We start from the raw sequence: 19,396 nt of genomic DNA on the forward strand, positions 1-19,396 counted from the left end.
GTTGGTCATTGAGGCTCTCGAAATGACTGTTTTTAGTTTTGGTGACTTCGAGAGCCTAAGTCACCATCAATCGAATAGACACAAAAATAAGAAGACCTTTCAGTTTATCGAAGCTGAAAGGTCTAAATCTCTTCTAGGGAGTTTATGTTTTAAATTTCATTCAAAAGTTTAGAAATCTCATCTAACTTAGGCGTCAAAATCACTTCAATTCTTCTGTTTTTTGCTCTGCCTTCTGCGGTGTCATTTGTTGCGATTGGGGCATATTCTCCACGACCAGCAGCAGTTAGGTTTTCAGGATTAATTGCATTGTTCTCTCTTAGAATATTCACAATAGCCGTGGCACGTTTGGTTGATAAGTCCCAGTTGCCGCTTAACTGAGCGTTTCCTTTGTAAGGCACATTATCTGTGTGTCCTTCTATTAGAATTGCAATTTCAGGATTTTCAGCTAAAACAGCCCCCAACTGTTGTACAGCTTGTCGTCCTTCTGAACCAACAGACCAACTGCCTGATTGGAATAAAAGCTTATTTTCCATAGAGACATAAACTTTTCCATCGCGTTGCTCTACAGTAAGTCCTTTACCTTCAAAGTTGGTCAAGGCTTTAGAAATGGCATCTTTAAGTTTGGTCATCGCTGCATCTTTGCTGGCAATAACACTTTCTAATTCAGCAACACGCTTAGATCTATTTTCTAATTCTTTCTGAAGTTTATTAAGCCGTTCACTCTCGGCGGCTAAGGCTTGCTCTTTTGCTTCGAGTTGGGCTAAAAGCTCTCTGTTTTTCTTTGAGTTTTCAGCAATGGCAGCAGAGCTATTTTCTTCAAGCGCCTGGTATGATGCCTTTAAATTTTCGAGATTGGTCTTTGTTGCGGCTAACTCAGATTTTAATTGGTCTCGTTCTGAAACCGCTTTATCGTAGGCTGTTTGAAGTTTGTCCAAATCATTTTCGAGCTGATTTTTTACTTTTGAAAGCGATTCATTTTCATCAGCTAAACTTCGCTGTTCTTTTTTTAAATCAGCATATCGTTCTTCGAGATCTGTATATAATTTTTTTGAAACGCAGGATGTACATAACCCTACTGTAAGTGCTATTAATGAGAGTTTTTTAATCATGTTTAAATTTTAATTAATTATCAATTTCAACTAGTATTGGGCAATGATCACTATGCATTGCTTCCGAAAGGATAACGCATCGTTTTAATTTTTCTTGTAATGGTTTTGAGGCCATGGCATAATCCAAACGCCAACCTTTGTTATTGGCTCTAGCATTGGCACGGTAACTCCACCATGTATATTGTTGTGACTCAGGATTTAAATGTCTAAACGAATCAATAAATCCGCTGTCAATAAAATTACCTAACCATTCACGCTCTTCGGGTAAAAAACCTGACACCCCTTTCATTTTTGGATTGTGAATGTCAATTTCTTCATGACAAATATTATAATCGCCCAAAATAATGAGGTTAGGATGCTCCTTTTTTAGTTCATTGACATAATCTTGAAACATCGCCATATAATCAAACTTATGCTGTAATCTGGCATCATTGGTGCCTGATGGTAAGTACAGACTCATAATAGACACACCGTTCCCGCCTGCAGTTCGGGCAGGAAAATCAGCTCTAAGGTTGCGTCCCTCCATATCCATAGACGTAATTCCTGTTCCAAAAGAGACGTTATTAGGTTCGGTTTTGCTTAAAATGGCAACACCGCTGTAGCCTTTCTTTTGAGCACTAAACCAGTAATTATAGTGATAACCGGCATCTTTAAAGATCTCTAAATCGAGTTGATCTTCTTGAGCTTTAATTTCTTGTAAGCAAATAACGTCGGGATCAGCAGCTTTTAACCAATCTATAAATCCTTTTCTTAAGGCAGCTCTAATACCATTGACGTTATAAGAAGCAATTTTCATGTATGTTGTTTTTATTATTTGTAAACAGGATAAATCAATTTCAGCTAAAATAAATAATGCAGTACTTTTATACGACTATTTTAAGGTGGAATTAACCATAAAATATTTCACCAATTGCGAAGTTATTCATTTAGATGAAGTTTACTTTTAAGCTGCTTTTTATACTGTTTTCGGTTTTGGGATTTTCCCAAGAGAAAAACGACACGTATCGCTCAAAGAAAGTAGCTGTAAAAGATTCTATTGTTATTGATAGTTTCAGTATCAATCCGAAATTTTTTAAACTAAAAACTAAGCTGAATACTGAGCTTGACTCTTCCTTATACACCATCGATTTTTCTAAAGCCACCCTTTATTTTAAAGAATCCACTCAAATAGATACCGTCATTATTGAATACTTGCGTTATCCTAAGTTTGTGACAAAAACCTACAAACAGCTTGATGAGTCTGTTATTTTAGAAGATACCGAAGGGTTGCAGCGCTTGTATAGTTTAAGGCAGGACACTCGTCAAAATAGCTTTACTCCTTTTGATGGCTTAACAACCTCGGGAAGTATTTCTCGAGGCGTGACCATAGGCAATAATCAAAACTCTGTGTTAAATAGCGAATTGGATCTTCAAATTTCAGGTAAGCTAAATGACAAAGTAACACTTAGGGCGTCCATACAAGATGCTAATATTCCGCTACAAGAAAGTGGTTATTCCCAACGATTGGATGAATTCGACCAAGTGTTTATAGAATTAGAAAGTCAAGACTGGCGAATTAGAGCAGGGGATATCGACTTAGTCAATACGGACAGCTATTTTAATAGTTTTAGTAAACGTGTGCAAGGGCTATTTGTCAATGCCAATTTAAGTGATAAGACTAATGTGTTTGCTTCAGGAGCATTGGTGCGTGGGCAGTTTACTACAAGTCAGTTTACGGCTCAAGAAGGAAACCAAGGGCCTTATAAATTGAGAGGCCCCAATAACGAATTGTTTGTTTTGGTTGTTTCTGGTAGCGAAACCGTGTATGTTAATGGTGTGCCTATTCAACGTGGTGAAAATGAGGATTACATTATAGATTACAATGCTGGTGAAATTCTTTTTAATTCAACATTCCCGATTACTTCTGAAATGAGAATTACGGTCGATTACCAATTTACAGACAGAAACTATTCAAGATTTATAGTTTATGGTGGGGGTAGTTACAATTCAGAAAAACTAAAACTAAATGTGTCTGTGTATTCTGAGAGTGATGCAAAAAATCAACCTTTGCAACAAAATTTATCGACGGAACAAGTACAAATTTTAGCGGATGCAGGTGATGATAGAACGCAGATGGTAGCTCCATCAGCATCCGAAACCGACTTTTCTGAAAACAGGATTTTATACCGAAAAGAACTGTCTGGGACTGAAGAGATTTTCGTGTTTTCCAATAATCCTGAAGATGAATTATTTAATGTTACGTTTTCATTGATTGGTGACAACATGGGTAATTATGTGGTCAGTTCTACAAATGCTGTCAATACTATTTATGAGTATGTTGCTCCGATTGCCGGGATTCCTCAAGGAAACTATGAGCCCGTAGTTCAGTTAATTGCTCCAGTGAGATTGCAATTGGCAACGTTGAATGGTCATTATCAACCTTCAGAAAAAACGAATATCAATTTTGAATTATCGGGAAGTAAAAATGATCTTAATTTATTTTCAGGTTTAGACGATGGCAATAACGATGGCTTTGCAGGAAAATTGAAGATGGAACAAACCCTTGTGAAAACTGACAGTTCTTGGAACTTAAATGCAATTGGTGATGTGGATTATATTCAGTCTAATTTTGTAAACATTCAAAGACTTTATAGGCCCGAATTTAATCGGGATTGGAATTTGGAACTACCAGAAGGTGACCAAATATTATTAAATTCAGGATTACAATTGTCACATCAAAATAAAGGTGTTGCTTCCTATACTTTTGAACACCTTAATTTCTCAGAGAATTTTAACGGTAATCGTCATAATCTTATTGGGGATTTACGCTTTAAAAACCTGAATCTATTTTCAAAATCTAGTTACCTAAAAGCAGAGAGTTCTATCAATACTTCTGATTTTTTAAGGTCTTTTAACCGAGTGGTATATGGGAAAAACAAAAAATGGATTGGGGCAAAATTAGCTTTAGAAGCTAATGAACAGCGAGAAACAGAAACCCAAAACTTAACTGCTCTAAGCCAAAACTTCTTTACTTACGAGGGTTTTGTAGGTGTTGGGGATTCTACGGCAGTTTTTGCGGAAGTGGGTTACAAGTATCGTGTCAATGATAGTTTAAGAAATAATAATCTGGAACGGGTGAATACTTCAAACACCTATTATTTAAAGTCCAGATTCATTCAAACAGACAACACAACCTTACAGTTGTTTGCTAACTACAGAACCTTAAAATTTACTGATGAATCCATTGAAGATGAATCGTCGCTTAATAGTAGGTTGAGTTACAATCAGAAACTATTTAAAGGGGTTCTTATATCGAACATGAATTTTGAAACTAATTCTGGAACGTTACCACAACAAGATTTTACTTACGTTGCTGTAGAACCTGGCCAGGGAGCCTATACCTGGAATGATTATAATAATAACGGTATTCAAGAATTGGATGAATTTGAAATTGCTCAATTTCAGGATCAAGGACAATACATCAGGATATTATTGCCAAATCGTGTTTTTGTGAGGACACACCAAAACAGATATAGCCACACCTTAACATTTAACCCACAACCTTGGGCAGTTTCTGAAAACAAGACTCAAAAGTTCTGGTCTCATTTTTATAATCAGACAGCGTTTTTAGTAGATAATAAAGTGAGGCGAAACGGAAATGACTTTAATTTAAATCCGTTTAAAGCTTTGAGCGATTCAGAAGATAGTGAACGTGATCGATTAGGGTTGAATGTGAGTCTGAGAAATGTTGTCTTTTTCAATAGAGGAAAGCAGAAATACACCACTTCATATACGTTTTTAACTAACCGAACACAGAATCTTTTGGCTACAGGGTCACAGCAGAATAACCTTCGAAGCCATCAAGTGAATTTTAACCACAAGTTTGGTGAGAGTTGGCTGCTAAATGTGACTACAAATTTTGAAGACAATGAAAGCTTGAATGAAAATTTTATCTCACGAAATTTTGAACTGAATTCAGAGCAATTCCAGCCTAAATTATCCTACCTCTTTAGTGAAAATGCACAGTTTGATATTTTTTATCAATACACTCAAAAGCAAAACCAAATAGGTAATTTTGAACAGCTCAATCAGAATAATTATGGGTTGTCTTTCAATTTTAATAATGCTCAAAAGTTAGGATTGATTGGTGAGTTTAATGTGTTTAAGAATGATTATGAAGGTAATGCCAATACACCAGTTGCGTATCAGATATTAGAAGGATTACAGCCAGGAACAAACTTTACGTGGAGTCTATTAGTTCAGAAAAAATTGACTAAGTTTTTAGATTTAAATCTTAATTATTTGGGTCGTAAAACAGAAACTTCAAAGACGATTCACACAGGTACTGTGCAATTGAAGGCTTATTTTTAAAGCAAGTTATATGTTCCGAAAAGTGGATATTTTATTTCTTAATAAATTTTTTGGTTGTTAGACCCTCATTACTTTCTAATATTATTAAGTATAATCCTGACTTAAGATTTTCTATGTTTATATCGAATGATTGTCCTCTAGGGGATTGATTTAATATGTTTTGATTAAGCACGTTATAAATACTTAACTTACTGATTTGAACGGGTGATTTAATTTTTATAGAAGATGCTGCAGGGTTAGGCGATAGCTCTACTTTTAAAATCTCTTTATCGTTCAAATTTAATGCATTATTACCTTCTACAACTGTAATTAATTGGTTTGCACTGACGTTGTTAATTACATCCACTATTCCGCTTAACCAAGTGACTTTAATATAATCAATGACTGTATTTGTTCCTATTCCAAAAAATTCTGAAGAAGAATTTTGAGACAAATAACCTTCGCCGCAATTAGTATAATGATACTGTTTTTCGCCATTCACTGAAATTTCTATGACAGAACCAATACCATCTTTATTACTTAAAGTGCCTTGTAATTTTACTTTTAGCCAGTTATTTGTTGTAGTACTTTTATTTTCCCATAAATAGATATTCTGATCTTCTGTATTTGTTACCACAAAATCAACTAAGCCATCATTGTTAATATCACCAATAGCGTTTGAGTGACTATAGCCTTCATCACTATCAAACCCTATTCCGCCTGGAGCTGTAAAACTACCATTTCCATCGTTTTCATAATATACCGTTGACATAGGCATAACATTATCAGTACTGCTAACAAAAAGATCTAAGTCCATATCATTTTCGCCATCTAACCAAATGGCACCCCATGAAAAACTTAGCCAATCAGTACCTGTACTTTCTGCAACATCAGTAAAGGTTTCATCTCCATTATTTTTTAGCAAAACACATTCGCCAGCATTGGTGACATAGATGTCAAAATAACCATCTCGGTTATAGTCGCCTACAGTGACAGTCATGGCGTCTATTAAAATATCTGTATTTGATGAGGCACTGATATCTGTAAAAGTACCATCACCATTATTCTTATACATTAAATTTTTATTATGGTCAAAATTTCTTTTGTCATTTGAGATATAAAGATCTTGCCACCCATCATTATTAATATCAATCCAAGCTGAACAAAAAGAGGCATGTTTTGACCTATCAATACCAGCTTCTACAGAAACATCTGTAAAAGTACCATCCCCATTATTTTTATATAAATAGTTTGGAGTAACTGAAGAAACAATAGGGTCCCTATTAGAAATAAACACGTCCAAAAAACCGTCATTGTTATAATCCCCCCAAGAGGCTCCATAAGTATTTAAATCTGTTGAAGGAAACCCAGCACTTGAAGTAATATCCTCGAAAATCAGATTGCCATTATTCCTGAATAGTTTATTTCCTGTATCATTACTAGTGACAAAAAGATCTTTATCACCATCATTGTCAAAATCTACCCAATTAATTTGTTTAGATTGGTAGTTTATCAAGTTGTTAGCAGAGTCTCTTAAATTAAGATTTATAGGTACGAAGCCTAAGCCATCAATATTTTTATAAAATGCTAATTCACTTCCATCTTCTGATGCAAAAGAAATGTCATCCCAGCCATCACCGTCAAAATCATAAAAGGATACTCCATTGCCATTATAAGTTGTACCGCAAGTAAAATCAATACCTCTAGAAATTGCTGTATTTTCAAAACTTAGTTGAGCGAATGATGTTGACATTAGGGCGCAAAGTTGCCCCAACAGTATAATCTTTTTCATATTAAGTAAGCATTTTTGTACAAATTATTCAATAATAAGTACATAAGCAAATCTATATGAAATGTACTACATCTTCTTCAACCATTCCTTCACATCCACTTCTTTCTTAATGAGGGTTTTTAAGTCTTCTATCTTAACACGAGATTGCTCCATAGAGTCTCTATGGCGAATGGTTACCGTGCTATCTTCTAAAGTGTCATGATCTACTGTGATACAAAATGGTGTGCCATTGGCATCTTGTCGTCTATAACGTCTGCCAACAGCATCTTTTTCATCATAAGTAACATTAAAATCCCACTTTAAGTCATCCACAATTTTTTGTGCGATTTCTGGTAGCCCATCTTTTTTAACTAGGGGAAGAACTGCTGCTTTTGTTGGTGCTAAAACAGCAGGGAGCTTTAATACCGTTCTAGTTGTGTTATTTTCTAATTCTTCTTCTACTAAAGCGTTAGAAAACACAGCTAGGAACATTCTGTCCAGTCCAATCGATGTTTCTAAAACATAAGGAGTGTAACTAGCATTTTCCTCATGATCGAAGTATTGAAGCTTCTTTCCTGAGTATTCTTCATGTGCTTTTAAATCGAAATCTGTACGTGAGTGTATACCTTCTAATTCTTTAAAACCAAAAGGAAATTTAAACTCAATATCCGAAGCTGCATCTGCATAATGTGCTAATTTTTCGTGGTCGTGAAAACGATAGTTTTCTTCTCCCATACCTAGCGACAAATGCCATTTCATGCGCGCTTCTTTCCAATGCTCGTACCATTCGGATTGTGTACCTGGTTTAATAAAAAATTGCATTTCCATTTGCTCAAATTCACGCATTCTGAAAATAAACTGTCTGGCTACGATTTCATTTCTAAAGGCTTTCCCAGTTTGCGCAATCCCGAAAGGAATCTTCATTCGCCCTGTTTTTTGAACATTCAAAAAGTTGACAAAGATACCTTGAGCGGTTTCTGGGCGTAAAAATAAATCCGTAGCATGCTCGGCAGACGCTCCTAATTTGGTGCCAAACATTAAATTAAATTGTTTAACCTCAGTCCAATTTTTACTGCCAGATAAAGGGTCTGCAATCTCCAACTCTTCAATCAATGCTTTTACATCAGCTAAATCTTCATTTTCTAAAGATTTTGCCATTCTAGATAAGGTTGTGTTTATCTTTTCTTGATAGCCTAAAACACGTGGGTTTGTGGAAACAAATTCAGACTTATTAAAAGCATCCCCAAAGCGCTTTTCAGCTTTTTTGACTTCCTTTTCAATTTTGCCTTCTAGTTTAGCACAATAGTCTTCAATTAACACATCAGCGCGATAACGTTTTTTAGAGTCTTTATTGTCAATCAACGGGTCGTTAAAGGCATCCACGTGCCCTGATGCTTTCCAGGTTGTAGGATGCATAAAAATTGCGGCATCAATACCAACAATATTATCATTGAGCTGTACCATGGCTTTCCACCAATAGTCTCTTATGTTTTTCTTTAATTCTGCACCGTTTTGAGCATAGTCATAGACTGCGCTTAAACCATCGTAAATTTCACTACTCTGAAATACATAACCGTATTCCTTGGCATGAGATATTACCTTTTTAAATTGATTGTCGTTATTCGCCATGCTGCAAAAATAAAAAACCGCACTAACAAATAGTGCGGTTCATTAAAAAATATAATTGTTAGTTAGTTGAGTGTAAAAGTGGTGCTTCCTAATTTCTGATCCTTATAGAACACATTGATATAATAGAGACCTTTTAAAAAGGGCTTATCATTTTCAGAACCCTCTACTTTGGTACACATATCTAGATTTTCATTAGTGTAATTAATGATTTGTTTATCACTATAAATAAGGGTGGAATTACCAAATGTCACAGACCCTTTGTCAGCAATAACATTATTTTTTGGGTTTACAATCTGAATATAAATCTCTTTCTTTCCAGGCAAAACAAATGGATTATGTGCTAAAACCATGCAAACATCTATAGAATTTACGCTTCTTGCTTTAGTGGTTTCTTTGGTCTTTCCTAAAATGGTCGTTTTATATGCATTGGCAGTGATTGTCGCTAAGGACAATACGGAAGCCGCATTAATTTTTGAATTTAAAGCTTCATTATTTTTGCGCAACCCTAATAGTTCACTTTCTTTTTTCTTAAGAGTATTTAAGGCCAACAGATTGTCGGATTTTAAGATTTTGTTTGATTCTTTAAGAGAGTCAATAGTTGCATAAAGCTCTTTGTTTTTAAGCCTGATAGCATTCAGTTGGTACTTTATTTCTGAAATAGCTTCAAGATTGGTCTCAGCAACTAAAAGTTGTTTTAATGTTGCTTCAGTTTCAGACTTTGCCTTTTTAACTTCAATAGAGAGCTCCGCATTTTGTGCAGATAGCGTATCATACTGATCTATTAAACTGGAGAGTTCTGTCTGTATTAAGCCCTTTTCCTGTTCGAGGAAGTGCTCATAAGATTTTAAAGAGTTATAATTTGAAACACCAAAAATGGATAATATGGTGATTGCAGTAATCAGTGAACCTATAATTAATCTGTAGTTAAATAGTTGAGGGTTAACTATCATTAATTTTGTATTTGGCTCGAAAGTATGTAATATTAAGCTCTAAGCTTCTTTTAATCGATGTAAGTGGTAAAAAAATTGTTGAATTTGTTTTTCCCTCCTGTTTGTGAGGGATGTAAGTCTCTTTTATCCGATAATGAGTTACTTATTTGTGGTGCGTGCAGACACGATTTGCCAGTAACCAATTTTCATTTTGATGATAATGAAGCTGTAAAAAAGGTGCTCTATGGCAGAGTGGATTTACAACATGCTACTGCACTTCTGCATTTTTCTAAAAAAGGAATTGTACAAGAGCTATTACACAACTTAAAGTATAGAGGGCACGAACAGATTGGAGTGTTTTTTGGAAAATGGTTAGGTGCCGAGCTTAGTGGCTTAAAAGATTACAAATCGATTGATGTTGTTGTCCCTGTACCACTTCACAGGAGTAAGTTAAGGAAAAGAGGGTATAATCAGGTGGCAAAATTTGGACAAGAAATTGCAAAAGCTTTAGAGGTTGATTATAACGACAAAACATTAGTGCGACAGTTTGCGACTAAAACCCAAGTTTTTAAAAGTCGATTGATGCGAAGCGATGACGCCAAACCACGTTTTCAGATTTCAGAAAAACAGAGACTAATAGGGATGCACATTCTTTTGGTTGACGATATTATTACCACAGGGGCTACTATTGAAGCTTGCTGCAATGTGCTTCAAGAGATTAATGGTGTAAAAATTAGCGTTGCCACTATGGCAATTGCCGATTGATTTTTTCGTTAGTATGGTTTTATGTCGTTAATTTGCCTAAAATTTCAAATCTGCGCATGCGCTCGTTATTTTTTAAATCATTTATTATAATATCTATTGGTCTTTTAATTGCAGCCTGTGCAAGTAGAGGAAGGCCTACTGGTGGCGAAAAAGATACAGAGCCACCAGTTATAGTTAGATCTGACCCGGAAAATTACTCCACGAATTTTGAAGGCGATGAAATCCGAATTTATTTTGATGAGTACATCAAACTAAAAAATATTCAGAAGCAACTTATTGTATCGCCTCCGATGGATAACGCTCCGATTATTACCCCTTTATCGGCGAGTCGTTATATTTCAATTAAAATTCTAGACACATTAAAAGAGAACACCACCTACGCCTTTAATTTTGGACAAAGCATAGTAGATAATAACGAGGAAAACCCATTTTCGTATTACCGCTACGTATTCTCCACAGGGCCTGAGATTGATTCCTTATCCGTTCAAGGAGTAGTTATGGATGCTCAAAACCGACAGCCAGATGCTTTTATTTCTGTGATGTTGTATGAAGCCGACTCTACCTATACAGATTCGATTGTATATAAAGAGAAACCAAAATATATCACCAATACTTTAGATAGTCTTACCACATTTAGCATTGATAATATTAAGGAAGGACGTTATAAGTTGGTCGCACTAAAAGACGAAAACGGCAATTACACCTATGAGCCAAAAACGGATAAGATCGGTTTTGTAGAAGGCTTTATTGATGTGCCGAAGGATACCACCTATTTAATAAAGCTATTTAAACAAACCCCAGATTTTAAAGCCGGAAGGACGTATCAAGCCGGGGAAACACGGATTGGTTTTCCGTTTGAAGGCAATTCTGAAGGGACAACCATCGACATCTTGGATGGAGCACCTGAAGGTTTTGAAAGTATCATTACAAAAGACACTAAAACAGATACCTTATACTATTGGCATAAACCGAAATTAGAATTAGACTCTACGTTTTTCAAAATAAAAAACAGTGTATATCAAGATACTTTAAAGCACATGTTTAGAGCAGCCGATAAAGACTCGTTGGTGGTAACAAGTTTAACAACAGGGACTATTTCTTATAATGAAGATTTTACCTTAGAGGGATCTGTTCCATTTAAGAGTCTTTCAAAAGAGAAAATAAAAATCATCAATAAAGATTCTCTTGATGTTCCTTTTGAAGTTGTTTACGATTCTGTTTTTAATCGATATAAGTTCCCCATAGCATTGGAAGAAGACCAACGATATAATGCGACTTTTTTGCCAGGAGCATTAACGGATTTTTACGATACTGAAAATGATACATTGAGTTATAATTTTAGAACGAGATTGAAGTCTGAATATGGAAACATTAGAGTTAATCTAAGAAATGCCTCTTTTCCTTTGATTGTTCAACTAGTCGATGAGCAAGATAAGGTGCAGTATGAAAAATATACCGAATCGAGCCCAGTGATTGATTTTAATAACCTTACTCCAAAGAGTTATTACATTAGGGTTATTTACGATACCAATAGCAACAAAAAATTCGACTCAGGTAATTTCCTAAAAGGGACCTTTCCAGAACGGGTGAGTTATTATCCAAAAGTAATTGAGGTAAGAGCTAACTTTGATTATGTAGAAGAGTTTACACTTTTAGACTAAAGTCATCTCTATCATTTAGAAACTGCAATTTTTCTCGGTACTTGTTGATATGAGATTTTTCTAAAGTAACAATATCTACTCCTTCTTTTTCAAAAGGTGTGGCATCTATTCTATTCCCTAAAACATTGTAACAGGCAGAATGTCCTGAATATTCGTGATCGTTGCCATCTAGACCAACACGATTCACCCCAATACAATAACTCATGTTTTCAATGGCTCTTGCTTTTAAAAGTGCATCCCAAGCATTAATTCTAGGTTTTGGCCAATTGGCGACATAAAGCAGTAGGTCATAATCTTGGGTATTTCTTGCCCAGACAGGGAAACGCAGATCATAGCAAACCATTGGGCAGATTTTCCAACCTTTATAATCAATGATTACTTTTTTAGTCCCTGCTTTATAGATTTTGTGTTCCCCAGCTAAAGTAAAGGTGTGTTTTTTGTCGTAAGAGATAATAGTACCGCTTGGTTCAACAAAAACAGAACGATTAAAAAAGTTGTCATTCTCTCTAATGACCAAACTCCCAGTAATGGCTGAGTTCTTTTCTTTGGCTAATTTTTTAAGCCACTGCATCGTTTCTCCATCCATAGTTTCAGATACTGATTCTGGATGCATTGTGAATCCTGAAGTAAACATTTCAGGTAACACAATAAGGTCAACGTCTTCTGATATTTGATCTATTGTCTTTGAAAAATTCTCACGATTTTCAGCAGGATTTTCCCAGACCAAGTCCGCTTGTATAAGTGCTACTTTGAGTTGTGTTGCCATCTTCTAAAATTAAACAATTTATTACGCAAGTAAAATTAATCACGTAATTTTAAGATTCAAAAAAACTATCGACTTATGAAGAATATCTTTTTTTGTTTTCTTGTCCTTTTTAGCATCCACTTAGTTGCTCAAGATGTATATTTCCCGGAGCGGAATGTAGAATGGAAAGAAGTTTCACCTACAGACTTAAGTGTTGATTCAGGGCTGCTGACTGATGCCATTGAATTTGCAAAAGATAATGAATATTCAGGGTCAAGAGATTTGAGAATAGCAATTTTAAAGGGTTTTGAAAGAGAGCCATTCCATGAAATTTTAGGACCCACCAAGAAGCGTGGCGGACCAGCGGGGATGATATTGAAAGATGGTTACCTTATTGCAACATGGGGAGATACAAAACGGGTAGATATGACCTTTAGTGTCACCAAAAGCTTTTTGTCAACAGTTGCAGGCTTAGCGGTAGATAAAGGACTGATAAATAGTGAAAGTGATGAGGTTAAAAATTATGTTTGGGACGGCACTTTTGATGGGGAACACAATTCAAAAATTACTTGGGAACATTTACTACAACAAAATTCGGATTGGTCTGGTGAACTTTGGGGTGGAAAGGATTGGGCCGACAGACCACCAAGACAAGGAGGTTTAGACGATTGGAAAAATAGAGACTATAATGAGCCAGGAACGGTTATGGAATATAACGATGTCCGAGTAAATGTGTTAGCATATTCTTTATTGCAGGTTTGGAGAAAACCGCTTCCACAAGTTTTAAAAGAAGAACTCATGGATAAAATCGGGGCTTCCACAACTTGGAGATGGTTTGGTTACGATAATGCATGGGTGACTGTTGACGGATTACAAATGAAATCTGTAACTGGTGGAGGACATTCTGGAGCAGGATTGTTTATTTCAACACAAGACATGGCACGATTTGGATTGTTGTTTCTTAATAATGGCAAATGGCGAAACGAGCAACTCATCAGTGAAGATTGGATAAAGCGGGCTATAGAACCATCTACTCCTAATGCCAATTATGGGTACATGTGGTGGTTAAACCAAAAAGGGTCTCGTCATTGGGAAAACCTTTCAGAAGATATTTACTATGCTGCTGGCTTTGGAGGAAATTTTATAGTTATTGACAAGGCTAACAATGTAGTTGTAGTAACACGTTGGTTAGAGCCCTCTAAAATCGGAGAGTTTATGCAGAAAGTAAATAAGGCATTACATTAGTATTTAGCTTAAGTACATAAATCTAAACTAAGTCACGCCAATTATTTAGAGCTTTCAAGCTTATCTAGTTTCGCTTTTGCTTCTGAGACCTTAACCTTAAGTTTTGCAATATCAGTTTCATATTCTTCAATTTCAACTTCCGAAAGCTTATTGTCTTCTTTTAGTTTTTCAAACTTTTGTTCTTTCTCTTTAAGGCGCTCTTTAGCCTTTAAGTAATCTTGTCTGGCATCTTCTAGTGCCTTTTGACGTTTCTCTATGGCTTCTTGTTTTTCTTTGAGTTCTTTGGCTTTTTGTTCAGCTGCTTTACGTTCTTTTGCAAGTTGATCTTGTCTTTCTTCTGCTAATTTTTCCGCTTTTAAACGTTCTTCAAGCGTATTCTTAATTCGTTGTTTTTCGTTGTTGCTCAAATCGTCAGTAACCTCATTTCCATTAGCATAAAATGAATTCCCTTTTACGGTATAAACTTCTCCAGAGTCCATAATGACTTTTTCACCTCCGCCACACGAAAAAAGCGCAAGACTGATGAGGATAATAATATATTTTAGATTTTTCATAATTACTCGATTTTAAGTTGTATAAGATACAACCGAAATGATTTATTTAGGTGCTTATTTGCTACTTTATTTGACATAAAATCTCTGCAGCTTTAACTAAAGTCTCGTCTGTTTTAGCAAAGCAAAAGCGTAACACCTTATCATCCTGATTATTTTCATTGAAGACTGAAAGTGGGATAGAGGCAATGCCGACCTCTTTTGTTAATCGCTTAGCGAAATCAACGTCGTATTCATCTGTAATTTCAGAATAATCTAAAACCTGAAAATAGGTGCCTTTTGAAGGCTTGAATTTAAATTTCGATTTTGAAAGTAAACTCAAAAACAAGTCTCGCTTTTTCTGAAAGAAGGAAGGTAGATTTAAATACGTTGAAGCATCTTCCATATAATCTGCAATACCTTTTTGTGATGGATGATGCACCGAGAAAACATTAAACTGATGTACTTTTCTAAATTCATCCATTAAATGTTTAGGGGCACAACAATAGCCGATTTTCCAACCTGTAATATGAAATGTTTTTCCAAAAGATGCTGTAATAAATGAACGTTCTTTTAAGTCATCGAACAAGCATACACTTTGGTGTTGTTCATTGTCAAAAATGATGTGCTCATACACTTCATCGCTTAAAACAATAATATTGGTATTCTCTGTTAATTTTTGAAGTTGAAGCATATCTTCTTTAGACCAAATTATGCCACTCGGATTGTGTGGTGTATTAATAATAATCATTTTGGTCTTACTTGAAATTTTTGAAGCAACTTCGTTCCAATCAACTGTATAATCTGGTGCAGATAATTGAACAGGAATTGCTTTTCCTCCGTGTAGTTCAACAGCTGGTTCATAACAGTCGTAAGCGGGTTTAAAGATGATGACTTCATCCTCTTTGCCAATAAATGCAGAAATAATAGTAAAGATCGCTTGGGTAGCACCAGCAGTGATTGTGATTTCGGCTTCAGGATGATAGCTGCTGTTGTAAAGTGTATTGTACTTATTGGCTATAGTTAATAGTAAATCTAAATGACCTGCCATTGGTGAGTATTGGTTATAACCATTATCCATGGCTTTTGTCACTAAGTCATGCAAATTTTTATCGCTAGGATAATTAGGAAACCCTTGAGAGAGGTTTATAGCTTTATGTTGCTTAGCTAAAGCACTCATTATTGTAAAAATAGTAGTGCCGACATTTGGGAGTTTTGAAGTATGTTCCATAAAATGAAAGATACTAAATCTATATTGCGATTTTCTATCTATCTTAAAATATCCCTAATAATCTTTAAATGATGCTCGGTATGTAAAGACATAAACTTTAGCGTTTGCTTTTTATTTAGGATTCCGAAATATGGGTGTTTAAAATTGGCATCTTTAGAAAGCTGGTTTAAGTTGGGTATATGAGTCCTAACACTTTTAAGTTGATTTTTTAAATCGGCATCATTGATTATTTCTGGGGGAAGAACTGCCTTTGGTGCTTTAGCTCGGCCTCTCGGAAAAAAACTAAAGGTAAGACAGATAAAACGCCATTTGTTGAACTTGTACTCATAAGCATTGACATCAGATTTTTGTAATGCTCCTGAAACTCCATTTAGTACTTTTAAACTATGGTCTATGTGCCAACCGACATTAGCTTTTGAAACAGAGGTGTTTTCAGATTTTGAACGGTCTAAAAATTTTTCAATTTGGTTTAATTGCACTTCAATTTTTTCAATATATCTCATTCAATTTTAATTATTCAAGCAAGGTACGAAAACAAAAAATCCCAAATACCGAAATGTCGGTACTTGGGATTTGGTATTTTATTTTTGGAATTTGAGATTCCTGCTTGCACTTCGACAAGCTCAGTGTGACACGCAGGAATGACAATTAATAACGGTAATGCTCAGGCTTAAAAGGGCCTTCAACGTCAACACCAATATAATCTGCTTGGTCTTTTTTAAGTTCCGTTAACTCTACACCAATTTTTTCTAGATGCAGTTTAGCGACTTTTTCATCCAAGTGCTTTGGAAGCATATACACGTTGTTTTCGTATGCTTCACTATTTTTCCAAAGTTCAATTTGTGCTAAAGTTTGGTTCGTAAAAGAGTTACTCATTACAAAACTTGGGTGACCGGTAGCACACCCTAAGTTCACTAATCGACCTTCTGCCAACACAATAATATCGTTACCGTCAACCGTATATTTATCAACCTGAGGCTTTATGGTGTTTTTAGTATTTCCATAATTCTCGTTTAACCAAGACATTTGTATTTCGTTATCAAAATGGCCAATGTTACAAACGATAGTTTTATCCTTCATCGCTTTAAAATGCTCAGCTCTAACGATGTCTTTATTTCCAGTTGTTGTAATCACAATATCAGAATTACCGACAACAGTTTCTAATTTCTTCACTTCAAAGCCGTCCATTGCAGCTTGTAGTGCACAGATTGGGTCAATTTCAGTGACTGTTACAATACTGCCAGCACCTTTAAAAGAAGCAGCCGTACCTTTACCAACATCACCATAACCACAAACGGTAACACGCTTACCTGCAAGCATCACATCTGTTGCACGACGAATAGCATCTACAGCAGACTCTCTACAACCGTATTTATTGTCGAATTTTGACTTGGTCACAGAATCATTCACGTTAATCGCAGGCATCGGTAATGTGCCGTTTTTAACACGCTCGTATAATCGGTGAACACCAGTTGTGGTTTCTTCAGAAAGACCTTTGATACCAGAAGCTAGCTCAGGATATTTATCCAAAACCATATTGGTTAAGTCACCACCATCATCTAAAATCATGTTTAATGGCTTACGCTCTTCACCAAAAAATAAAGTTTGTTCAATACACCAATCGAATTCCTCTTCGGTCATGTCTTTCCAAGCATAAACAGCGGTGCCTGCATCTGCAATAGCTGCTGCTGCTTGATCTTGTGTTGAAAATATATTACAAGAACTCCAAGTTACTTCAGCACCTAAAGCTTGTAAAGTTTCAATTAAGACTGCGGTTTGGATGGTCATGTGCAAACATCCTGCAATTCGAGCTCCCTTAAGAGGTTGTTCGTTTTTATATTCTTCACGCAAACTCATTAAGCCTGGCATTTCAGCTTCGGCTAATTCAATCTCTTTTCGTCCCCATGCCGCCAACGAAATATCTTTTACTTTGTTAGGGACGTATGCTACTGTTTTAGTTTCCATAGTTTTATTTTCTCTTGTTTTTAATACTGCTTTTGCCTTTGGGTTTAGCATTGAATTGGTTAAATTCGTCCAACAAATAAATACCATTTCTGCCTAAGGCAGTGCAAAGATAACCATTAGCTTTCACATTACTAAATGCCACTGTACAAATCCATTAGTCCAAATTCACAAACTACTGTTAAAATCTGGAAGATTGAGGAATCTTATTCAGATTTGCTTAAGATTTTGGATTTAAAACCCGAAAGCAAAACACGCGTTGAGGGTATGAAAAGTGAATTGCACCAACGCGGTTTTTTAAGCGTTAGGCATTTGTTACGAGAATTTGGATATACAGATCAGGATTTGTTTTATGATGAGCATGGGAAACCACACTTAAAGGACGGAAAATATATATCTATAACACACTCTTTTACATTTTCAGGGGTTATTATAAGTGATACTGAAGTTGGGATTGATATTGAAAAACAACGTGAAAAAATAACCGTCATTGCAGATAAGTTTGTGGATTATGAGTTCGATTATTTGGATGAAAGTGCAGAAGATTACATCAGAAAACTAACAGTAATATGGTGTGTTAAAGAATCTTTATATAAGTTGTTTGCCACACCCGGAATGTTGTTTAGAGAGCATTTTTTGGTGATTCCGTTTATGCTTGAAGATGAAGAAACCGTGGCGTGGATTGATTACGAAGATTATAAACACCGATACACTTCCAATTATATTGAATTTGAGGGTTTTACTTGTGCTTATGCTTTAGGTTCATGAGGACATTATATCAAGATATTGTAGAAGCAAAAGCTGTTGGGAAGAGATTGTTGGCAGTTCTTATTGATCCTGAAAAATTTGATCTTGAAAACACATCCATTTTTTTTGAAAGGGTAAACACGTCCATTGCAACCCATATTTTTGTAGGCGGGAGCACTGATAAAGAACAATGCATCACTGAAGTGGTTTTGGAAATAAAAAAGCATACGTCTTTGCCGGTGATACTATTCCCTGGGGATATAGATCAAATCACTAATAATGCGGACGGATTACTTTTTCTCTCATTAATTTCTGGGAGAAATCCAGAGTATTTGATAGGGAAACACATCGAAGCTGTTTCAAAATTAAAGGGAATGGATTTAGAGGTAATTCCAACAGGTTATATTCTTATAGAAAATGGAAAGCAAACGGCAGTTGAGCGTGTAAGCCAAACGACACCAATGAAACGAGAAGCAATTCAGACGATTGGTGATACAGCTAAAGCAGGCGAATTATTAGGGATGAAATTGATGTATTTAGAAGCAGGTAGCGGAGCAACACATCCTGTACCTAGCACTATTATTTCACATATTAAAAGTGAGATAAATATCCCTTTAATTGTAGGAGGAGGGATTAGGACTAAAGAGCAATTAGATAATGCTTACAAAACTGGTGCAGATATAGTGGTGGTTGGGACAGCTTTAGAGAATGACAATAACTTTTTGAATAAATTAAGTTAACAA

General features: G+C 35.6%; 16 protein-coding genes. 6 read left to right on the top strand and 10 right to left on the bottom strand.

All coding sequences use genetic code 11. The annotated features are described in order from the left end of the window. Window positions 1-149: 149 nt before the first annotated feature. Window positions 150-1,109, bottom strand: coding sequence for an OmpA family protein (locus ACFEMA_RS06105; protein ID WP_411767176.1), 960 nt, complete (start codon window positions 1,107-1,109; stop codon window positions 150-152). 13 nt (window positions 1,110-1,122) lie between these two features. Next, window positions 1,123-1,905 (bottom strand): exodeoxyribonuclease III, encoded by a 783-nt coding sequence (locus ACFEMA_RS06110; RefSeq protein ID WP_411767177.1) that lies wholly within the window; start codon window positions 1,903-1,905, stop codon window positions 1,123-1,125. Between the two features lie 134 nt (window positions 1,906-2,039). Between ACFEMA_RS06110 and ACFEMA_RS06115 the strand changes: the two genes are divergently transcribed. Continuing rightward, the gene (locus tag ACFEMA_RS06115; RefSeq protein ID WP_411767178.1) at window positions 2,040-5,459 is read left to right on the top strand and encodes a hypothetical protein; all 3,420 of its coding nucleotides are present in this window, start codon (window positions 2,040-2,042) and stop codon (window positions 5,457-5,459) included. Between the two features lie 31 nt (window positions 5,460-5,490). On the opposite strand, the gene ACFEMA_RS06120 is transcribed toward ACFEMA_RS06115, so the two are convergent. From ACFEMA_RS06120 to ACFEMA_RS06130, 3 genes are all read right to left on the bottom strand, one after another. Next, complete coding sequence (locus ACFEMA_RS06120; protein WP_411767179.1) at window positions 5,491-7,230, bottom strand: FG-GAP-like repeat-containing protein; 1,740 nt, start codon at window positions 7,228-7,230, stop codon at window positions 5,491-5,493. A gap of 66 nt (window positions 7,231-7,296) precedes the next feature. Then, window positions 7,297-8,838: a glycine--tRNA ligase gene (locus ACFEMA_RS06125; protein ID WP_411767180.1), complete on the bottom strand. Its 1,542-nt coding sequence runs from the start codon at window positions 8,836-8,838 to the stop codon at window positions 7,297-7,299. Window positions 8,839-8,900: 62 nt separating this feature from the next. Further along, complete coding sequence (locus tag ACFEMA_RS06130) at window positions 8,901-9,788, bottom strand: hypothetical protein (protein WP_411767181.1); 888 nt, start codon at window positions 9,786-9,788, stop codon at window positions 8,901-8,903. Between the two features lie 78 nt (window positions 9,789-9,866). Between ACFEMA_RS06130 and ACFEMA_RS06135 the strand changes: the two genes are divergently transcribed. Both ACFEMA_RS06135 and ACFEMA_RS06140 read left to right on the top strand, forming a co-directional pair. Beyond that, a complete protein-coding gene (locus tag ACFEMA_RS06135) occupies window positions 9,867-10,532 on the top strand; it encodes a ComF family protein (protein WP_411767182.1) in 666 nt (221 codons plus the stop codon). 56 nt (window positions 10,533-10,588) lie between these two features. Beyond that, window positions 10,589-12,193 carry an Ig-like domain-containing protein gene (locus tag ACFEMA_RS06140; protein ID WP_411767183.1) on the top strand — a complete coding sequence of 535 codons (1,605 nt, stop codon included), beginning with the start codon at window positions 10,589-10,591 and terminating at the stop codon, window positions 12,191-12,193. Here the strand turns inward: ACFEMA_RS06140 and ACFEMA_RS06145 are convergent. Further along, window positions 12,177-12,959, bottom strand: a complete 783-nt coding sequence (locus tag ACFEMA_RS06145; RefSeq protein WP_411767184.1) for an amidohydrolase — start codon at window positions 12,957-12,959, stop codon at window positions 12,177-12,179. The genes ACFEMA_RS06140 and ACFEMA_RS06145 overlap by 17 nt on opposite strands. Window positions 12,960-13,034: 75 nt before the next feature. Here ACFEMA_RS06145 and ACFEMA_RS06150 point away from each other — a divergent pair, with 75 nt between their 5' ends. Then, window positions 13,035-14,183, top strand: a complete 1,149-nt coding sequence (locus ACFEMA_RS06150; RefSeq protein WP_411767185.1) for a serine hydrolase domain-containing protein — start codon at window positions 13,035-13,037, stop codon at window positions 14,181-14,183. Between the two features lie 41 nt (window positions 14,184-14,224). Here the strand turns inward: ACFEMA_RS06150 and ACFEMA_RS06155 are convergent, their stop codons facing one another. From ACFEMA_RS06155 to ahcY, 4 genes are all read right to left on the bottom strand, one after another. Further along, a complete protein-coding gene (locus ACFEMA_RS06155) occupies window positions 14,225-14,737 on the bottom strand; it encodes a hypothetical protein (RefSeq protein ID WP_411767186.1) in 513 nt (170 codons plus the stop codon). 61 nt (window positions 14,738-14,798) lie between these two features. Then, window positions 14,799-15,944 (bottom strand): methionine aminotransferase, encoded by a 1,146-nt coding sequence (locus tag ACFEMA_RS06160; RefSeq protein ID WP_411767187.1) that lies wholly within the window; start codon window positions 15,942-15,944, stop codon window positions 14,799-14,801. A 38-nt stretch (window positions 15,945-15,982) separates the two neighbouring features. Next, the gene (locus tag ACFEMA_RS06165) at window positions 15,983-16,447 is read right to left on the bottom strand and encodes a DUF1569 domain-containing protein (protein ID WP_411767188.1); all 465 of its coding nucleotides are present in this window, start codon (window positions 16,445-16,447) and stop codon (window positions 15,983-15,985) included. Between the two features lie 145 nt (window positions 16,448-16,592). Beyond that, window positions 16,593-17,909: an adenosylhomocysteinase gene (gene ahcY / locus ACFEMA_RS06170; RefSeq protein WP_411767403.1), complete on the bottom strand. Its 1,317-nt coding sequence runs from the start codon at window positions 17,907-17,909 to the stop codon at window positions 16,593-16,595. Between the two features lie 135 nt (window positions 17,910-18,044). On the opposite strand from ahcY, the gene ACFEMA_RS06175 reads away from it, so the two are divergent. Beyond that, on the top strand, window positions 18,045-18,674 hold the full coding sequence (locus tag ACFEMA_RS06175) for a 4'-phosphopantetheinyl transferase family protein (protein ID WP_411767189.1): 630 nt from the start codon (window positions 18,045-18,047) through the stop codon (window positions 18,672-18,674). Next, complete coding sequence (locus ACFEMA_RS06180; RefSeq protein ID WP_411767191.1) at window positions 18,671-19,393, top strand: geranylgeranylglyceryl/heptaprenylglyceryl phosphate synthase; 723 nt, start codon at window positions 18,671-18,673, stop codon at window positions 19,391-19,393. The genes ACFEMA_RS06175 and ACFEMA_RS06180 overlap by 4 nt, the downstream gene beginning before the upstream one ends. Window positions 19,394-19,396: the final 3 nt, after the last annotated feature.

It is taken from the genome of Winogradskyella sp. A3E31, assembly GCF_046720935.1.
Classification (GTDB): domain Bacteria; phylum Bacteroidota; class Bacteroidia; order Flavobacteriales; family Flavobacteriaceae; genus Winogradskyella.